Genomic DNA, 18170 nt, shown 5'->3' with positions numbered 1-18170 from the left:
GCACATGGGAACCGTGACCCCACGCACCACCGCCATCGTCGTCGGAGCCGGCATCGGCGGGCTGGCCGCCGCCGGCGCCCTGCGTCGCATCGGCGTCGACGTCCACGTCCACGAGCGCGCCACCGAGCTGCGCGCCGCCGGGTCCGGCCTGTCCGTGATGACCAACGCGGTCAACGCGCTGGCCTCCCTCGGCATCACCCTCCCGCTGGAGGAGCACGGCAGGGCCATCGAGGTCTTCACCATCATGGACCGGCGCGGCCGGGTGATCCGGGAACAGCCGCTGCCCGAGGTCAGCGAACGTCTGGGCGCCCGCTGCGTGAACATCAGCCGCGCCGCGCTGCAGCGCGTACTCGTCGAAGCGGCGGGCGACATCCCGCTGTCCCTGGGCACCACGGCCACCGGCTACCAGACCGACGACGACGGGGTCACCGTCCACTTCGACGACGGCAGCAGCGCCCGCGGTGACATCCTCATCGGTGCCGACGGCTTCGGCTCCGCGGTGCGCAGGCAGCTCGCCGGGCCGGAGGAGTCCCGGGACAGCGGCTATGTGTGCTGGCTCGCCCTGGCCCCCTTCGACCATCCCCGCCTGCGCCCCGGGTACGTCGGCCACTACTGGGGGCGCGGCCAGCGCTTCGGTCTCATCGACATCGGCCACGGCCACTACTACTGGTGGGGCACCAAGAACATGGAGGCCGCCCGCTCCCGTGACTGGAAGGGCGACAAAGGCGAGATCGTCCGCGCGTACGCCGGCTGGGCCGAGGAGGTGCGGGAGATCATCCGCCGCACCCCCGAGGAGGACATCCTCGCCGTCCCCTCCCACGACCGCGCGTTCCTGGAACGCTGGGGCGACGGCCCCGTCACGCTCCTGGGCGATGCGGCCCATCCCATGCTCACCAGCCTCGGCCAGGGCGCGGGCATGGCGATCGAGGACGCCGTGGTGCTCGCCCACGCGCTCGCGCGCAGCCCGCACGACCCCCGGGCCGCCCTGCGCGCCTACGAGGACCAGCGGCGGACACGCGCCAGGACGATGGTCACCGCCTCCCGCAGGCTCAGCGACCTCGAACAGTTGGAGAACCCGATCGCCCGAACCCTGCGCGACACCTTCTTCCGGCTGGCCCCGAAGTCCGTGCTGGCGCGGCAGTTGGAGTCGGCCCTGGCCTTTCCGGCCCCCGCCGGCCCGGTGACCGGAACCGACAGCCGGGCACCGATGCCGCGGAGCGAGTGACAGACGCCGGTGGTGACCGAGGCCCAGCACCCCCGCCCCTCGCGGAGGTGCTGGGCCTCGGCGCCCGGATGAGGCCGGTGGCGGATGGCGCCTCTGCGCGCCCACCTACGTCATCCCGTGACGAGTCCAGTCGGATGACGCATGCCCGCCCCTGTCGGCAGCCCTAGGTTCGAAGCGAGAAGACGACCTGAGCAAGGTCGGGAGCACGGTCGTGCCTTCTCCACTCGTGTCAGGAACCAGGCACCCTTCACCCTTGGGAGATCATCATGCTCACCTCGCCCAACGCACTGCTCTGGCGTGGCCTGCTGGCCGTCGCCGTCGGAGTGGTGGCCGTGGCCTGGCCCGAGATCACCATCGGCGCCTTCGTCATTCTGTTCGCGGTCTACGCGTTCCTCGCCGCGGCGACGGACGGCGCACGGGCTTTCAGCAGCGACCGGGTGGAGCCTGTGTTCGGCTGGCTGCTGCTGGCCCTGCTCTCGGTCGCGGCCGGGGTGGTCGCGCTGGCGTGGCCCGGTATCACGGCGCTCGCCCTGACGATCTGGATCGGCGCGTGGGCCCTGGCGACGGGTGCCCTGGAGATCGCTCTGGCCTTCCGGCGAGGAGAAACGCCCGGCCATCGCGCCCAGTTCGTGCTGAGCGGCCTGCTGTCCGTCGCGCTGGCCTTCGTGCTCTTCGTCCGTCCGGACATCGGTGCGGTGTCCCTGGCGACCGTGTTCGGACTGTTCACACTCTTCTACGGCACCACGGTCATCGTCGTGTCCTTTCAGGAACGGCGCCTCCTCAAGGACACACGCGGTGCCGGTCCGACGGGCGCCTGAGCGACGAGAAACCCAGGCTGCCGCGCCGCGGAAGCGCTCCACCCATGGTCCGGTGGGGCGCTTCGTCGTGCTCCCCGCACGCCGACGTCACATCGAGTCTTCGGGCACCCCATGTGCCGCCAGTGCGTCGCGCAGCTGCCCGCGGGATGTCACACCGAGCTTCCGGAACGTCTTGCGCAGGTGGTACTCGACCGTGCTGGGACTGATGAAGAGCTGCGCCGCGATGTCCCGGTTGGGCACGCCGGTCGAGGCCAGCCGCGCGATGCGTGCCTCCTGCGGCGTGAGCCGAGCCGCGGCATCGGCCTCAGCGAACGGCAACCGCTCGCCGGCGGCGGCCAGTTCGATCCGTGCCCGCCGGGCGTAGAAGTCGGCGCCCATCGCGTCGAACAGCTCGTGAGCCGTGCGCAGGCTGTCGCGTGCCTCGCGCCGCCGGCGCTGTCGGCGCAGCCACTCGCCGTGGACGAGATGCGCCCGGGCGGCCTGCGGCCGGGCGGCGGACGACTCCAGCTGACGGATCGCCTCGTGGTAGTGCTCCTCGGCCTCGTCGTCCCGCGCGACGAGCGCCTGTGAGCGGGCCAGCAGGCCCAGGGCGAGGGGTGTGCCGCTTGCGGTCGCCGCCGTGCGCAGCCGCTCCAGCGCGGCCTGGGCGGTCGACGTGTCCCCGGACCGCTGCGCCGCCTCGATCAGTTCGGGCAACACATTGGCGCAGGTAGGCCCGAGTGTGTCGGCGGTGAAGACACGCAGTCCGTGGGTCACGGCGGCGGGATAGTTGCCCAGACCCACCTCCAGCTGGCACAGCGCGAGCCGGGGGACGAGGGTGCCGTAGTGCTCCCGGCCCGAGGCCGTCGCCTCACGCACATGGGCCGCGGCCGTCTCCCGTGTGGCCCGCTCGGGTCCGGTCATGCAGTAGAGCAGCTCGATACCGCTGCCCGTTCTGCCCTGCTGCCCGGTCGTCAGGTCGGACAGGTCGGCCGAGGTCTGGCCGAATTCCCGGGCGGCCGCGTAGTTGCCGCGCCACAGCTCGGGGATCGCGCGGAGCAGGAGCGCCAGGGAGAGGGCTCCGTGGGCACCCTGCGCCCGGGCCAGCTCGATCCATCGGGAGGTCAGTGCGAGCAGGCCGTCCAGATCCCACATCTCGCTCGCGGCGATGCTGCCCAGATTGAAGCCACGCAGGTCCTCGGTGGCGAGCAGGCTCCGTGTGCAGCGGCGGTACAGCGGATAGGCGGCCTCGTACCCGTCGAGCAGCCGGGCCGTCAGCGCCGCGGTGAGGAGATCGACAGGCGACGCGGTGTCCGGATCGACGGGTTCCAGCGTCCGTACGACCCGTGCGACGGCCATCATGTCGGCCTTGCCGGTCCAGGTGGCCACCTCCATGGCCTGGAACAGGGTGTCACGGGCCGCTCGCTCGTCATGCCGCAGCAGCAGCTCCGCCGCCTCCAGCAACAGCGGAACCGTCTCCCGTACCTGCCCCTGCGCGAAGCGGATCGAGGCCAGGAGACGGAGCCGGTCCGCCCGCCCCGTTCCGGGCGACAGCAGCGGCGTCGCCTGCTGGAGCAGTGTGTCTGCGCCGCTCGGGTTGCCGCTGTCCAGCGTCGCCCGTGCGGCGGCCAGCAGCCGGCCGGGCCGCCGGGACTCGTCCGTCGTCAGCTGCACGGCTCGGTTCAGCAGGCGGGCCGTGGCGGCGTAGCCGCCGCGGGCGACCGCACGTCCGGCCGCCTGTTCGAGGTCGCGCGCGATGTCCTCGTCCGGGTGGAGGGCCGCGAGCGCCCGGTGCCACACCCGCCGTTCCCGGTCGTCGTCCTCGGCGGCGAGCGCTTCGTGCACCAGCCGGCGCTCCTGCGGCGAGGCACCGTGGTACACGGCCGAGCGCATCAACGGATGCCGGAACACGATGCCGGAACTCAGCACGAGGAACCCGCTCTCCTCGGCCGCGACCGCCGCCGCGCGCCCCGCCCCCAGCCTGTTCGCGGCCTGCCACACGAGGTGCGCGTCCCCGGAAGTCTCCGCCGCGGCCACGAGCAGCAGGGTGCGGGTGTCCGGGGGAACCTTTCCGAGTCTCTTGCGGAAGACCTCTTCGAGGTGGCGGCCGACCGGCAGCGGGTCGGGCAGCGCCACCGCGCCCGAGAGCTGCCCGGCGGTGAGTTCCCTGGTCAGCTCCAGGAGAGCCAGCGGATTGCCGCGGGTACCGGACACCAGCCGGTCCGCGACACGATCGTCGAGGCGTACTCCGCCGAGCAGACGCCTCGCGACGTCTGCCGGAAGCCCCTCCAGGCGCAGTTCCGGCGTATCGGCGAACAGCGAGTCGGGGGCTTCCGTGTCGCGGACGCCGAAGAGCAGGGCGATCCGGTGGGAGGCGACGCGCCGCGCGACGAAGGCGAGGGCGTCCGCCGACTCCCGGTCCAGCCAGTGCGCATCGTCGACGACACACACGACGGTTCCTCCGGCCGCCGCGTCCGCCAGCAGGGAGAGCGCGGCCAGACCGATCAGAAAGCGTTGCGGGGGTGAGCCGCTTTCCATGCCGAACGCCGTGGTCAGCGCCAGGCGCTGCGGGGCCGGCAGGGCGGGCAGGCCGTGCAGGAAGGGGGAGAGCAGCAACTGCAGGCCCGCGTACTGCAGGTCCGACTCGGACTCGATCGCCGCGACCCGGCTCACCCGGGCCCCTACGACCGCGTTCGCCGCCTCCCGCAGGAGCGAGGTCTTGCCGACACCCGCCTCACCACGCACCGCCAGTGCTCCGCCGTGGCCGGCCTCTGCCCGGTCGACGACGCTCCGGAGCACGGCCAGTTCCTCCGCGCGCCCGAGGAACGGCACACCACCGCCGGCGGCGGGGAACGCATCCGGCAGCTCGTGAACCATGGCGCGGCAGCACTCCTCGGGGCCCGGGCAGACGCCGGGGACGGGGTCATCTGCGCTGATCCTATGGTTCGATCCGCCGGCGGTGTCACGGCCGGCGGCGTGCGAGGGTGGAGCCCAGTGCCGTCGCCGCCGCACGCACAGCGGTTTCGTGGGACTCGGGACGGAAGCGCCCGACCGGGCCCATCACGCTGATCGCGGCCACCACCGTGGACCCGTCGGGCCTGAGGACCGGCGCTGCCACGCAGAGCAGGCCGGGGGCCGACTCCTCATGTTCGTAGGCGACACCGGTTTCGAGCGCCGTGTCGAGCTGCCTGCGAAGAAGGCCCGGCGCGATGACCGTACGGGGCGTGCGACGCTCCAGCGGGCCGGTCAGCACGGCGGCCCACTCGTCCTCCCCGGCGTGGGCGAGCAGCACCTTGCCGATCGCGGTGCAGTGCATCGGCATCCGGCCGCCCGTGCGCGACGGGGCCCTGGTCTGGCGGTGCCCGCCGATCTTCGCGAGGTAGACGACCTCATGGCCCTCGCGCACGCCGAGGTGCACCGTCTCATGGGTGCGCTCGTAGAGATCCTGCAGGAACGGCATCGCCAGCTCCAGCAGCGTGCGCTCCGTGGCCGCGCGCAGGCCGAGTTCGAAGAGGCCGCCGGAGAGCCGGTAACCGTGCTCGGTCTTGTCGAGCAGCCGGTGGTGGACCAGGGCTCCGGCGACCCGGTGGGCGGTGCCCTTGGCCAGCCCGGTGCGCCGGACCAACTCGGCGAGCGGCAGCACGGAGTCGGCCGGGCCGAACGCGCGCAGGATCGCCAATGCCTTGCCCAGGACGGTGTTGCTGTCCTCCATGGCAAAGAGCGTACCGCTGAGTGGAACGCCACCGTGGAGCTCGCCCCGCCCATGGCACAGATTGGATGCCATGCCCCAGAACCAGCCCGCTGTCGGCACCGACAGCATTGCCGCAGCGGCGGCCCGGCTCCGCGAGGCCGCGGCCACCGGCCACCCTGCCGCGCCCGTGCGCGACCTGATCGGCCGTGACGACGTCGAAGCGGCGTACGCCGTGCAGCAGCAGCTCACCGCCGAGCGGATCAAGGCAGGCGCCACGGTCGTCGGCCGGAAGATCGGCCTCACCTCCGCGGCCGTGCAGCAGCAACTCGGCGTCGACCAGCCCGACTTCGGCGTCCTCTTCGACGACATGGCCTACGCCGACGGCTCGGCCGTGCCGGCCGGCGCGATCCTCCAGCCACGGGTCGAGGCCGAGATCGCCTTCGTGCTCGAGGCCGACCTGGCCGAAGGACCGCTCGACGCCGCCCAGGTGCGCAAGGCCATCGGCCACGCCGTCGCCGCGATCGAGATCTGTGGCAGCCGCGTGGCCGACTGGGACATCAGCTTCGGTGACACGGTCGCCGACAACGCCTCGGCCGGCGGCTATGTGCTCGGCGCGCGCCGGGTGGCGCTCACCGACTTCGACCCCGTCGCGGCGGAGATGACGATGACGGTCGACGGCGAGACCGTCTCCACCGGCAGCGGTGCCGCCTGCCTCGGCGACCCGGTCAACGCCGTCGTCTGGCTCGCCCGCCGGGCCCGCGAACTGGGTGAACCGCTCCGCGCGCGCCAGGTCGTCCTCTCCGGTGCCCTCGGCCCGATGCGTCCCGTGACGCCGGGCTCCGCCGTACACGCCACCGTCACCGGCCTCGGCACGGTGTCGGTCGCCTTCTCCGGATAAGGAGCGACGATGAACAGGACCAAGGTCGCCGTCATCGGGTCGGGCAACATCGGCACCGACCTGATGATCAAGATCATGCGCACTGCGCACCACCTCGAGATGGGAGTCATGGTCGGCATCGACCCGGCCTCCGACGGTCTGGCCCGAGCCCGGCGCCTCGGGTTCGAGACCACCGCCGCGGGCGTGGCCGGACTGCTGAAGTCGCCGCAGATCGACGAGATCGGCATCGTCTTCGACGCCACCTCGGCCGGTGCGCACCAGCACAACGACGCGAAGCTGCGCCCGCTGGGAATCCGGATGATCGACCTGACACCGGCCGCGATCGGGCCGTACGTCGTCCCCGCCGTCAACCTCGACGAACACCTCGACGCGTCCAACGTCAATATGGTCACCTGCGGCGGTCAGGCCACGATCCCTGTCGTGGCCGCGATCAGCCGGGTCGTCCCGGTGGCGTATGCCGAGATCGTCGCCTCGATCGCCGCCAAGTCGGCCGGCCCCGGTACGCGGGCGAACATCGACGAGTTCACCGAGACGACCTCCGCCGCGATCGTGCGGGTCGGCGGCGCCCGGCGCGGCAAGGCGATCATCATCCTCAACCCGGCCGAGCCGCCGCTGATGATGCGTGACACCGTCTTCGCGCTGGTGACCCTGCCCGAGGGGGAGGACGGTACGACCGCCAAGGCGCAGATCGCCGAGTCGGTCCGGAAGATGGCCACCGACGTCGCCGCGTACGTCCCGGGCTACCAGCTGGTCCAGGACGTCCAGATCGGCGAGGTTCCGGCGGATCAGCCGGTCGGGACGCTGCTGGCCGACGGACCGCACGCGCGGCCGACCCACCAGGTGTCACTCTTCCTCCAGGTCGAGGGCGCGGGCATGTACCTACCGGCGTACGCCGGGAACCTCGACATCATGACCTCGGCCGCCGTGCAGATGGCCGAGAAGATCGCCGCCGCGAAGGAGGCCGCGAAGTGAGCACCCCGATCTTCGTACAGGACGTCACCCTCCGCGACGGGATGCACGCCGTCCGGCACCGCATCACGCCCGACGACGTCACACGCATCGTTGTGGCACTGGAGGCGGCCGGCGTCGACGCGATCGAGGTCGCCCACGGTGATGGCCTCGCCGGCGGCTCGGTCAACTACGGCCCCGGCTCCCACACCGACTGGGAGTGGATCGAGGCCGCCGCCTCGGTCCTCGAGAACGCCCGCCTCACCACCCTGCTGCTGCCTGGCGTGGGCACGATCCATGAACTCAAGCGCGCCTACGACCTCGGCGTCCGCTCGGTGCGCGTGGCCACCCACTGCACCGAGGCCGACATCTCAGCCCAGCACATCGCCGCGGCCCGCGAACTGGGTATGGACGTCTCCGGCTTCCTGATGCTCTCCCACATGGCCGAGCCCGGGCAACTCGCCCGGCAGGCCAAGCTGATGGAGTCGTACGGTGCCCTGTGCGTCTACGTCACCGACTCCGGCGGCCGGCTGACGATGAACGACGTCGCCGCCCGGGTGCGGGCCTACCGCGACATCCTCGACCCGGCCACGGAGATCGGCATCCACGCCCACGAGAACCTCTCGCTCTCCGTCGCGAACTCGGTGGTCGCGGTCGAGAACGGCGCCTATCGCGTCGACGCCTCGCTCGCCGGACACGGCGCGGGGGCGGGCAACTGCCCCATCGAGGCGTTCATCGCGGTCGCGAGCCTGTCGGGCCTCAAGCACAACTGCGACCTGTTCACGCTGCAGGACGCCGCGGACGACATCGTCCGGCCGCTCCAGGACCGACCGGTCCGGGTCGACCGCGAGACCCTCACACTGGGGTACGCGGGCGTCTACTCCAGCTTCCTGCGGCACGCGGAGGTCGCCGCGCGGCGGTACGACGTCGATGTGCGCGACATCCTGATGGAGTGCGGCCGGCGGCGCCTGGTCGGCGGACAGGAAGACATGATCATCGACATCGCTCTCACCCTCGCGTCCGCCCGGTAGACCCGCCGCTTGGGAAGCCGCCTTCGCCACTGCCGGGTCGTCGGTGTTGTCGACGACCCGGTTCTGGTCGCGGCCTCAGCGCAGGTTCTCGGTCGTCATGATGCGGGGGAGGCGAAGGGGTTGACGTCGGTGTGGTGATGCCCCCAGACGTCCGACGTCCCGAAATCATGGGGGAGCCAGTCCTCGTCCACGTCGATGCCACCGCATCCGATCTCGAGGTGGAACCCGCTGGGGTTCCTCACATAGAACGAGATCGCCTTGTCGTTCATGTGCCGGCCGAGGCTGATCGAGATCGGCACCCCATGGGCCTGGGCCCGGTCGTAGGCGCGTCCGACGTCGTCGATCGAGCCGTGTTCGATCTCGATGTGGTGGATGGACGGCGTCTCCGCGTGCGCGAGCGCGATGCTGTGGTGGGTTGTGTTGCAGCGAAGGAAGTACAGGCCGGGCGCGCGATAGTCGGTCAGCCTGAACTCGAGTACGGACTCGTAGAGTTCGCGGAGCTCGTCGAGCTTGGGGCCGGCCAGGACGAAGTGGCCGAGACCGGTGGCGCCGGGACGCGCGTCGGCCGGACGGGCCGGACCGGTACGCACCTTGGTCTCACCGATCGCCAACTCCACGCGGTAACCGACGGGATCGGTGAACCACCGAAGCCGGGTGGCACCGCGTAGCGCCGTCTCCTCCGCAGATCCGTCCTGGACCGCGAAGCCCGCGTCCAGCAGCCGGCGGGTGATTCTGTCGAGCTCGCGCGGCGAATCGACGATCCAGCCCACCTCGCGCGGGCTGTCCTCCGTAGACGGATGAAGCGCGAGGCGGTACTTGAACTCGTCGAGCTCGGCCAGGGCCACCTCCTCCGTGCCGACCTTGTCGGCGGTGACACCGATTCCCAGTGTGCGCCCGAGGAGGTCGGCCCATGCGTCCGGGTCGGCGACATTGAGGCCGATGTAGCCCAGTTTGCGGATGCCCATGGCGTTGTCATCCCTCCGACGCGGCGGCAGCGGCTCCGCCTTGCAGGAACTCACGAACAATGTGGTTGAACTCGGGCGCGCGCTCGTACTGCACCCAGTGCCGGCAGTGCGGCAGAACGCGCAGCTCCGCGTCGGGGATGCCGCGGAGGATCGCAGGCGCCCAGGTCAGTGGGACGGTCTGGTCCTCCCGCCCCCACACGAGGAGGGTGGGCGCGGCGATGAGAGCCAGGTCGGGGGTCAGATCACCGAAGTTCGGGGGTATCGGCAGCTCGGGATGAGCCCGGAGACTCGACTCGTACCGCTCGTCGATGAGGGCTTCGGTCGCCAGGGCCTCGTCGTACACCATGAGGCGTACGAACTGGGCCATTTCCTCGCGTGCGGGCTTCTCGGCCGTCATATAGGCGAAGAGGTGCTCGAGTCCGACCGGCCAGGGCGGCGCGTCCTCGGGGAGGACTCCGCCGGGTGCCATGAGCACGAGCCGGTCCACCCGATCGGGGTGGCGCATGGCGATCCGCATCGCGACACCGCCACCGTAGGAGTTGCCCACCAGATGGGCTCGGTCGATTCCGAGGGCCGTCATCGCGCGGCACACTCGTTCCGCCGCGTGAAAGAGCAGCGGCTCGTCCGTCGCGGGCCGTGGCGAGCGACCCCAGCCCGGAAGATCCACCACGATGTTCCGGTGGTCCTCGAAGGCCGGCAGGTTCGCGCCGAAGTTGCTCATGCCCGTGGCGCCCGGCCCGGAGCCGTGCAGCCACACCACCGGGCTGCCGGTACCGAATTCGGTGTAAGCGAGTTCTCCGTCCCCGACATCCAACGCGCTCGTCACGTCTAGTACCTCCGTCCAAGGAGTGTATGGAACGCTCACTATACTACTGCGAGGGGTGCGCCCGGCTCGGCGCCGGGCGCCTGCGTCAGGAGTCGCGCGCGCTGCCGCGTCCTCGCTGCTCCGCGTGGCTGCGGACCAGGGCGACAAAGGGGGTGATGTGTGCGCTGTATGACATGCCGTCGAAGCTGTTGGTCACCGACAGCCCGTCGGTGATGGCCCGCCCCAGTACGGCCAACTGGTCGACGAAGGCCTTGTCGTCCTCGCCGCCGTCCGGCGCGAAGATGGGGGTGAGCGCCTCCACCCAGGACGCGTGAGCGTAGTCGCGGATGCGCCGCACGGTGTTCCGCACCGTCTCGGTGTCCTTGTGCGGGCCGACGCTGATGGCCAGCAGGAGGCGCAGGTAATCGGGCCGCTGGTCAAGGGCGTTGCACGCCCCTGTGACCCATCGCTCGAAGCGTTCGAGCGGCGCGAGCTCGTCGAACGAGGACGGGTTCGGAAACAAGGTGTGCAAGTCGTGGAAGGTGCGTTCGAGCAGTGCCGCCAGGACACCGAGCTTGTTCCCGAAGTGGTAGTAGATCGAACTGGGTGGCAGCCCGGACTGCGCGCACAGGTCCGAGATGGACATGCCGTCGTACCCTCTGCTCGTGATGAGAGTCCGAGCCGCGTCCAGAACGACGTCCCGGCTGTTCGAGCCGGCGGTGGACGATTCGGATCTGTTTCCCTTTGCCACCGGCCCATGATAGGTCCGGCACGGCGCACGACTTGAACAGCCCGAGGCCGTACGGCCCCGCAGCGCGACCGGCTTTCCGGCCGTCACGTCCAGTTCCGGTAGTCGTCGAGGGGCAGCGGATGGTCGACGGGGACGACACGGGAGTGCACCGCGGTCAGGCAGCCCGGGCAGAACAGCTGGCGGAAGACGACCTCGGCGTCGACGTACACCGACGGGTCGCGCCAGATGTGCGGGCCGGCGTCGGTCGGGGCCGCGTCGCGGCGGGCCAGCGCCGCGACGAACGCCCCGCCGGCCAGTGGCCCGATCTCCGTGCTGCAGTGGGCGCATACGACGGTCCTGCCCGCGGGCGAGTCCAGGACGGCGAGGTTGTCGTCGAGCCGACGGGCCCCGGTCAGGTCCGGCGCGCCGATCGGCGCGGGCCGGGTGCCGGTCAGGCCGGAGCCGGTTGCGCGCCGGTGCCGGAGCCTGTCGCGTGTCTCCTCGGTCGCGGTCACGTCCACCTCGTCGTCCTCCCCGAGCACGACGCCGTAGACGTCCCGAGCGGCCGTCACCGAGACGCGGGCCTGCAGCACGTCGTCGCGCACGTTCCCGGCCGGGCGGAGCAGGGGGTCGCCGTACCCGCCGCCCGCCTGCCAGTGCAGGTACAGCGCGTCACCGGGGCGGAGAGCCGACTCCCCCTCGCAGGGCAGCACCTCGATGTCGCCACCGAGCTCGTCCAGGCCAGCGGGGACGGCCGTCGCCCCGGCGAGCTGAGGCACGTCGATGCCGCGCACCACCAGGTCGAGCTGGGAGTTGCCCGGATAACCCCCGGCCAGGCCGACGTTCTGGTTCGCGACCTTGCCGGTCCCGGACACGACCAGTGCCATCGCCCCGACTTGGTCCGGGTGCTGCACGTAGCAGACCGAGCCGCTCATCCCACCGCGCTGCCGGCCCGGCCCGCCGGAGTCGGTCTGCTCACGGCGCCACAGGGCGACGAGGGGATAGAGGTACTCGGTCATCTCTACGTCGGGTGCCCGCGCGGCGGGGATGATGAGCCGACCGCCGGTGTCGACGCCGTCGTGGTGCACCTGAGCCCCGTAGCCGCCCGCCATGACGTCGAAAATGGGCGACACGAAGCCTTTGCTGCCACCGCCCCGGACATCGACGCCGGACACCACGCAGAGGTCGGTGGTGCCGTTGCAGATCGACTGCACGTCGCTGCGATGCGCGGGTTCGGCGTCCAGCATCTTGGCCAGCACCTCGGCGACCAGGTTGCCCGATCCCCACGCCGGTCCGAACGGCCCCTTGCCCACGGCCGCTGGGAACGACGCGTTGGTGAGGGTGTCCTCGTCGGTGACGATCTCGAAGCAGCGCATGAGCCCGCCCGCCGCCCACGGTATGTCCCCGGCCAGCAAGGGCAGCATCGTGAAGACGATCCCGGCCCGCAGCCCCGGATAGGGGCAGTTGATGATGCCGGTCTGCCCGGCGGTCCCACGGAAGTCGAAGACGAGCCGGTCCTTCTCCTTGGACATCGCGACCTTGATGGCATGCAGGCCGCGGTCACCGGTCTGCGACTGCTCCTGGTAGCCCACCGCGGTCCAGGTCCCGTCGGGCAGCGTCTCGAGCTTGGCCCGCAGCCGGCGCTCGGCGTCGTCCATCATCCGGCGCATCACGGCCTTGACGGTGTCGGCGCCGTACTTGGCGATGAGCCGGAGGATCTGCTCCGCCGCGTTCTTGTTGGCGGCGATCTTGGCCCGGAGATCGAGCCCCACCAGGTGCGGGAGCCGTGACCTGCGGACCCAGGCGTCGGCGACGTCGCGCTGCAGCACCCCGTCCCGGACGACCTTGATGGGCGGGGTGGGGAGCGCCTCGCCGAACACGTCCTGGGCCGACGGGCTGAAGGAGCCCGGGCGCGGCCCGCCCAGATCGACCTGGTGGGCGATGGCCGTCGTCCAGCCGAACAGCTTGCCCTCGTGGAAGATCGGGGCCAGGACCGCGGCGTCGTTCTGGTGCAGCCCGCCGCCGATCCACGGGTCGTTGCAGAGAAACATGTCGCCCTCGGCGATGCCCGGATTGTCACTGCGGTTGCGCAGCGTCCACACGATGGCCAGGTCCATGGAGCCGATGAGGCCCACGTTGTAGGCGCCGACCTGGACCTGCTCGCCGAGTTCGTCGCAGATGGAGAAGTTGAAGTCGTTGGACTCGGTGACGACGTGCGAGCCCGACATCCGCCGCAGTGTCTCACCCATCTCCTGGGTGATCGCCCAGAGGCGGTGCCGTACGACCTCATAGGTCAGGGCGTTGACCCGGCCGGCCTGCTCGTCGTCGATCCGGTGCAGCGGGAGCGAGGGCGAGACCTGCCGCAGCAGCTCCTCGCGCGGCAGGGGCCGGCTGGTGAACTCGTCCGCCCCGGGGATCCTGGATGTCATGGAAGCTGTCCTCACTGGTAGCTCAGCACGAGGTTGCCGAGGCGGTCGACGCGGCCGGTGATGCCGGCGGGGACCACGACCACCGTGGTCGGCACATCGACGATCGCCGGCCCGACGATCTCGTGGCCCGCCCGCAGCCGGGCATAGTCGTAGACGGGGGTGGGCACGAAGCCGATCTGTGAGTCGAGGCAGACGGAGCGTTCCTTGAGGAGGGCGTCGGCGGGGTCGGGACCGTCGCCCGGCGCAACGTCCGGCAGCACGACGGGAAAACCGAGGCCGGCCTTGGCCCGCACGCGGTAGGTGATCGCCTGCACGCCGGCTTCGCGGTAGCCGGCTCCGGGCCCGTTGATGCGTTCGTACTGTTCCTCGAAGCGCTCGAGGATCTCGTCACCGGTGCGCTCGGTGAACTCCGTGTCAGGGATGGCCGTCGCCAGCTCGTTGACCTGCATCGAGTAGCGCAGGTCGATCTCTCGCTGCAGCGTCACGTCGTGGAACTTCACCTGCTGCCGGTCGAGGGCGCGCTGCAGGTCGGCCTCCAGCCGGGCGTAGTGGGATTCGAGCCTGGTGTGGTCGACCGGGAAGGCGGACGGATCGGAGAGCTCGGCGCTCAGGACGATGTCCGAGGCCGCGAGCCCGTAGGCGGAGAAGGCGGACGCGACGGGACCGAGCGGTACGACGACCTCGCTCACCCCCAGGTCCTGGCAGTAGCCGGCGCAGTGGGCGGGTCCGGCACCGCCGAATGCGTAGGCGACGAAGTCGCGGGGGTCGTAGCCGGCCTGTACGACGGCCCGGCGCAGGAGGTCTCCCGCCTGCGCGTTCTGCACCTCGTGGATGGCGATGGCGGCTTCCTCGACCGTGAGGCCGAGCGGTTCGGCCACGTGCTCGCGGATCGCCTCGCGCGCCAGGTCCATCCGGAGCGGCTTCCTGCCCCCGAGCAGCCCGCGTTCGCTGAGTATGCCGAGGACCAGGTTGGCGTCGGTGTTCGTGGGCCGGGTGCCGCCGTTGCCGTAGCAGGCGGGGCCGGGGACGGCCTCGGCGCTCTGCGGGCCCAGCCGCAGGTTTCCGCCGGCGTCCACGGACGCGAGTGCCCCGCCGCCCGACCCGATGGTGTGCACACGGATGGTCGCCGCGTTGATCGGGAACTGGTTCACGATGGAGCCGGGCGCCATGACCGGCTCCCCGTCGACGATCAGCCCCGCCAGGAAGGTCGTGCCGCCGACGTCCGTGGTGATGACGTTGCGGTGCCCGAGCTGCTCGGCCAGGCGCATCCCGCCGATGACGCCGCCGGACAGGACGGACCCGACCGTGGTGATGGCGTGTTCAGGTGCCCGGTCGGCCGTGATGGTGCCGCCCTCGCTCTGCATGACCAGCAGCGGCCCCTTGAGCCCGCCCTCCTCCAGTTGCTTCTGCAGCGGTGTGAGGTACATACGCAGCCGGGGCCCGATCTGGGCGTTCATGATCGTCGTAGAGGTCCGCGAGAACTCGCGGATGCGCGGGCTGACCTCCGAGGACAGCGTGACGTACAGATCCGGGGCGATCTCGTGGATCAGCTCGCGGACGCGCTGTTCGTGGGTGCCGTTCTTGAACGACCACAGCAGACAGACGGCGATCGCCTCGACACCCTGGTCCACGAGCGACCGTGCGACGCTGCGGACCTCGTCCTCGTCGAGCGGGACCAGGACCTTCCCGGCGTGGTCGATCCGCTCGGTGACCTCCAGCGCGCGGTGCTTCGGAATCAGCGGCGCGGGCTTGCGCTGCCGGAGGGTGTCCTGGATCTCGTGGGCCGACCGGCCGAGAGTGCGGCCCTCGGCGTTCATGATGTAGATCGCGTCCCGGTGGCCCTTGGTGGCGATGAGCCCGACGTCGGCCACCGTCCCCTGCACGAGGGCGTTGATCGACGCGGTCGTGCCGTGGGCGATGTAGTCGGTCCGCGAGAGCAGTTCGCCGACGCCGATGCCCAGCTCACCCGCCAGGTCCTCGATCGCGCGCATGACGCCGACCTCACGGTGCGGCGGGGTCGTCGGCGTCTTGGCCGAGACGATCCGGCCGGCACCGTCGGAGGCGACGGCGTCGGTGAACGTGCCGCCGACGTCGATGCCCAGTGCGTATGACATGTGCCTTCTCCCGGTGTTCGCTACCGCTGGTGGGCGGCGAGGCGCCCGGTGACTGTGTGCAGGAGTTCGTCAGGACGGGCGTCCGCTCCGCCCATCCAGGCGATGTGCTGGTCGGGACGGACGAGCAGCAGCGCCGTGGGATAGCGGTCGGGCCATCGCGCGGGCAGGTCGGCCACGGTGAGGGGGATCCCTCGCTCACGTGCCGCGTCGGTCCAGGGCTCCACATCGACGGTGCTGTCGGTCCGCAGCAGGGTGAAGTCGGGCCCGAGCACGTCGAGCACCGACCGGCCGTCGTCGAGCCAGCTGTGCGGCAGCCGGAATCCGGGCTGTGCTCGTTCCCGGTATCCGCCCATGCTGATGACGGCCTGCCCCTCGCCCCCGACCACCAGCGGTGAACTCGCGTAGTGGTAGCCGAAGCTGAAGCCGTCGGGCGAGTAGCGGTGCGGCTCCGTCACCGCGAGCCGGTCAGCGAGCTCGGCACGTGCCCGTTCGCCGTCCTGGCCGGGCAGGTGGATGTCCGGCGAGACGTCCGCGAGAGACGCGCGTGCGGCCGAGCCCACGGCGCCGGCGAACTGCTCTCCCACCGGCTTGCGTTCCCGTTCGTACGCGGTCAGCAGGTCCGGGGGCGCCCACCCGTGGTGGACCGCCGCGAGCATCCAGCTCAGCGTCGCCGCGTCCTGGATCCCGGCGTTCATGCCGAACCCCCCGACAGGGATCCAGATGTGGGCGGCGTCCCCGGCCAGGAACACCCGACCGTCGTGGTAGCGCTCCGCGACCAGCTGGCGCCCGGTCCACCGGACCACGCCGAGGACTTCGTGCTCGACCTCCCCGCCCACGGCCTCGGTCAGGAGCCGTTCGGGATCCTCGTGGTCGGTGTCGTGGCCCGGATCGAAGGCGACGTGATGGAGCCACAGCTCGTCCCCGTCGATGGCGATCAGGGACGCGAGTCGACGGCCGTAGGTCCAGTACGTCCAGGCCCGGTCGGGTGCGGCGAGGCGCCCGAGCTCGCTGGAGCGGACGAACGTCGAGACGAACTTCTGGATCGCGTCGACGCCCTGGTAGCGGATCCCCAACTGGCGGCGGACCGCGCTGTGGGCCCCGTCGGAGCCGACCACGTAGGAACAGCGGATGACCCGGGTGGTGCCGGCGGACTCCACGACCGCCTCGACGTGATCCTCGTACTGCCGCAGCTCGACCAGCCGGGTACCGCGTTCGAGGGTCAGCCCGGGGAGCTTGCTCGCGTGCCGCTCCAGGATGGGCTCCAGGAACAGCTGCGAGATCCTGTGCTGCGGCTCCGGCGTGGGCCAGCGGTCTCTGCCGGCACCGGCCAGCACCTCGCCGGCCGACGGCAGGTCGATGCGGAAGATCTCCTCGCCCCGCAGGGTCGTCCGGTACTGGATGGACATCGGGTAGTCCTCGGGGAGACCGGCCCGCCGGATGTCGTCGGCGAGCCCGAGCCGTCGAAAGATCTCCATCGACCGGGCGGACGTGGTGTTGCAGCGGGGATTGACAGCCCGCCGTTCGGTCTCCTCCACGACGTGGCAGGCCACGCCGCGCCGGGCGAGATCGATGGCGAGGGTCAGGCCCGTGGGTCCGGCGCCGACGATGAGGACATCGGCCCGGTCCTCATGGCTGCTGGTGTGATGTCTCATATGCTCAGGAACTCCCCTACCAGGGTGCAGAACTCGTCCGGTCGATCGACGTGGATCCAGTGGCCCGCCCCCGCCACGATCTCGAGGCGCCCGCAGGGCAGCGCCTCGACGAGACGCGCGGAGACATCGACCGGTGCGACCCGGTCGCGCTCCCCGTGCAGGGCGAGGACCGGGGTGGCGATCCTCGCGAGGTCGGCGGGGGGCGGTCCGTCGGCGACCTCGGTGAACATGGACCGGAAGGCCGCCTCGGCGCCGGGGCGCAGGGCCTGTTCCAGCCGGAGGCCGGCGAGGCCGTCGAGGAGTTCGCGGTGGGCGCCCTCGTCCGCGACCAGACGGCCCAGCGTGGCACGCATGGACTCCCTCGTCGGTGAGCCGTAGAAGGGAACGACACGGGGCAGCGGTCCGGTGCCCGCGCCGCCCATGAGGACCGCGCGCTCGATCCGTTCGGGCGCCTCGGCCATGAGGGCCAGCGCAGCGGCGCCACCCGCGGCCGAGTTGCCGAGGAGGTGCACGCGCTCCAGACCGTGGCGATCGAGCAGATCCAGGACCTGTCGGGCGCGGGCCCGTGCCCAGGCCCGTGGCCCCTGGAGCCCGCCGGCGCCCGCCGCGCCGCCGGTGAGCTGTGTGCCGAAGCCGAGCAGGTCGGGGGCAAGGCAGCGGAATCGGGCCGAGAGCCTGGGGCGCACGGTGGCCCAGTTGCTCGCGGCGTCGACACCCGGCCCGCCGCCGTGGAGCAGAACGAGGGGAGAACCCCGCCCGGTACGCGCGCCCGGCTGGGCGGCATCCTCCGATGTGGCCGACATCCGACCGCCTCTCCTGTATGGATCGCACTGGTGCAAGGTACGTAGTCTGCGGCGATACGAGGTGGCCAGACCTGTGGGCCTG

At 71.2% G+C, this 18170-nt stretch carries 14 protein-coding genes; 5 read left to right on the top strand and 9 right to left on the bottom strand.

The genetic code is table 11. From position 1 onward, the window contains the following. Window positions 1-4: 4 nt before the first annotated feature. Together CTZ28_RS19920 and CTZ28_RS19915 are read left to right on the top strand one after the other, a co-directional pair. Window positions 5-1225: an FAD-dependent monooxygenase gene (locus tag CTZ28_RS19920; protein WP_121890998.1), complete on the top strand. Its 1221-nt coding sequence runs from the start codon at window positions 5-7 to the stop codon at window positions 1223-1225. A 266-nt stretch (window positions 1226-1491) separates the two neighbouring features. Beyond that, on the top strand, window positions 1492-2043 hold the full coding sequence (locus tag CTZ28_RS19915; protein WP_121890997.1) for an HdeD family acid-resistance protein: 552 nt from the start codon (window positions 1492-1494) through the stop codon (window positions 2041-2043). Window positions 2044-2130: 87 nt separating this feature from the next. Here CTZ28_RS19915 and CTZ28_RS19910 read toward each other — a convergent pair whose 3' ends face one another. Both CTZ28_RS19910 and CTZ28_RS19905 read right to left on the bottom strand, forming a co-directional pair. Next, window positions 2131-4899, bottom strand: coding sequence for a helix-turn-helix transcriptional regulator (locus CTZ28_RS19910; RefSeq protein ID WP_121890996.1), 2769 nt, complete (start codon window positions 4897-4899; stop codon window positions 2131-2133). Between the two features lie 85 nt (window positions 4900-4984). Next, the gene (locus tag CTZ28_RS19905; RefSeq protein ID WP_121890995.1) at window positions 4985-5734 is read right to left on the bottom strand and encodes an IclR family transcriptional regulator; all 750 of its coding nucleotides are present in this window, start codon (window positions 5732-5734) and stop codon (window positions 4985-4987) included. A 70-nt stretch (window positions 5735-5804) separates the two neighbouring features. Here CTZ28_RS19905 and CTZ28_RS19900 point away from each other — a divergent pair, with 70 nt between their 5' ends. Genes CTZ28_RS19900 through dmpG form a run of 3 tightly spaced genes read left to right on the top strand, consistent with a single transcriptional unit; the run spans window position 5805 to window position 8590 of the window. After that, window positions 5805-6611: a 2-keto-4-pentenoate hydratase gene (locus CTZ28_RS19900; protein WP_121890994.1), complete on the top strand. Its 807-nt coding sequence runs from the start codon at window positions 5805-5807 to the stop codon at window positions 6609-6611. Between the two features lie 9 nt (window positions 6612-6620). After that, window positions 6621-7583, top strand: a complete 963-nt coding sequence (locus CTZ28_RS19895) for an acetaldehyde dehydrogenase (acetylating) (protein ID WP_121890993.1) — start codon at window positions 6621-6623, stop codon at window positions 7581-7583. Continuing rightward, window positions 7580-8590, top strand: coding sequence for a 4-hydroxy-2-oxovalerate aldolase (dmpG, locus tag CTZ28_RS19890; protein ID WP_121890992.1), 1011 nt, complete (start codon window positions 7580-7582; stop codon window positions 8588-8590). Before CTZ28_RS19895 ends, dmpG begins: the two co-directional genes overlap by 4 nt. A gap of 95 nt (window positions 8591-8685) precedes the next feature. Here dmpG and CTZ28_RS19885 read toward each other — a convergent pair whose 3' ends face one another. The 7 genes from CTZ28_RS19885 to CTZ28_RS19855 form a co-directional block, all read right to left on the bottom strand. After that, entirely contained in the window at window positions 8686-9555 is an 870-nt protein-coding gene (locus tag CTZ28_RS19885) for a VOC family protein (RefSeq protein WP_121890991.1), read from the bottom strand. 7 nt (window positions 9556-9562) lie between these two features. Then, window positions 9563-10381: an alpha/beta fold hydrolase gene (locus tag CTZ28_RS19880; RefSeq protein WP_121890990.1), complete on the bottom strand. Its 819-nt coding sequence runs from the start codon at window positions 10379-10381 to the stop codon at window positions 9563-9565. A gap of 85 nt (window positions 10382-10466) precedes the next feature. Continuing rightward, window positions 10467-11111 (bottom strand): TetR/AcrR family transcriptional regulator, encoded by a 645-nt coding sequence (locus CTZ28_RS19875; RefSeq protein WP_121890989.1) that lies wholly within the window; start codon window positions 11109-11111, stop codon window positions 10467-10469. A gap of 83 nt (window positions 11112-11194) precedes the next feature. Continuing rightward, window positions 11195-13519 (bottom strand): hydantoinase B/oxoprolinase family protein, encoded by a 2325-nt coding sequence (locus CTZ28_RS19870; RefSeq protein WP_121890988.1) that lies wholly within the window; start codon window positions 13517-13519, stop codon window positions 11195-11197. An 11-nt stretch (window positions 13520-13530) separates the two neighbouring features. Then, window positions 13531-15633, bottom strand: a complete 2103-nt coding sequence (locus CTZ28_RS19865; protein WP_121890987.1) for a hydantoinase/oxoprolinase family protein — start codon at window positions 15631-15633, stop codon at window positions 13531-13533. Window positions 15634-15653: 20 nt separating this feature from the next. After that, on the bottom strand, window positions 15654-17285 hold the full coding sequence (locus CTZ28_RS19860) for an FAD-dependent monooxygenase (protein ID WP_121890986.1): 1632 nt from the start codon (window positions 17283-17285) through the stop codon (window positions 15654-15656). Next, window positions 17282-18088 carry an alpha/beta fold hydrolase gene (locus tag CTZ28_RS19855; RefSeq protein WP_121890985.1) on the bottom strand — a complete coding sequence of 269 codons (807 nt, stop codon included), beginning with the start codon at window positions 18086-18088 and terminating at the stop codon, window positions 17282-17284. Before CTZ28_RS19855 ends, CTZ28_RS19860 begins: the two co-directional genes overlap by 4 nt. Between the last annotated feature and the right edge of the window lie 82 nt (window positions 18089-18170).

The sequence above is a fragment of the Streptomyces shenzhenensis genome, from assembly GCF_003688995.1.
Classification (GTDB): Bacteria; Actinomycetota; Actinomycetes; order Streptomycetales; family Streptomycetaceae; genus Streptomyces; species Streptomyces shenzhenensis_A.
The sequence above is the reverse complement of the archived record's forward strand: the minus strand, read 5'-3'. Positions and strand labels throughout refer to the sequence as shown.

Coding starts and splice junctions, on each gene's coding strand:
- CTZ28_RS19885 (WP_121890991.1), bottom strand. CDS start 9,555: ATGGGCATCCGCAAACTGGGCTACATCGGCCTCAATGTCGCCGACCCG.
- CTZ28_RS19895 (WP_121890993.1), top strand. CDS start 6,621: ATGAACAGGACCAAGGTCGCCGTCATCGGGTCGGGCAACATCGGCACC.
- CTZ28_RS19865 (WP_121890987.1), bottom strand. CDS start 15,633: ATGTCATACGCACTGGGCATCGACGTCGGCGGCACGTTCACCGACGCC.
- CTZ28_RS19860 (WP_121890986.1), bottom strand. CDS start 17,285: ATGAGACATCACACCAGCAGCCATGAGGACCGGGCCGATGTCCTCATC.
- CTZ28_RS19855 (WP_121890985.1), bottom strand. CDS start 18,088: ATGTCGGCCACATCGGAGGATGCCGCCCAGCCGGGCGCGCGTACCGGG.
- CTZ28_RS19870 (WP_121890988.1), bottom strand. CDS start 13,519: ATGACATCCAGGATCCCCGGGGCGGACGAGTTCACCAGCCGGCCCCTG.
- CTZ28_RS19910 (WP_121890996.1), bottom strand. CDS start 4,899: ATGGTTCACGAGCTGCCGGATGCGTTCCCCGCCGCCGGCGGTGGTGTG.
- CTZ28_RS19905 (WP_121890995.1), bottom strand. CDS start 5,734: ATGGAGGACAGCAACACCGTCCTGGGCAAGGCATTGGCGATCCTGCGC.
- CTZ28_RS19920 (WP_121890998.1), top strand. CDS start 5: ATGGGAACCGTGACCCCACGCACCACCGCCATCGTCGTCGGAGCCGGC.
- CTZ28_RS19915 (WP_121890997.1), top strand. CDS start 1,492: ATGCTCACCTCGCCCAACGCACTGCTCTGGCGTGGCCTGCTGGCCGTC.
- CTZ28_RS19900 (WP_121890994.1), top strand. CDS start 5,805: ATGCCCCAGAACCAGCCCGCTGTCGGCACCGACAGCATTGCCGCAGCG.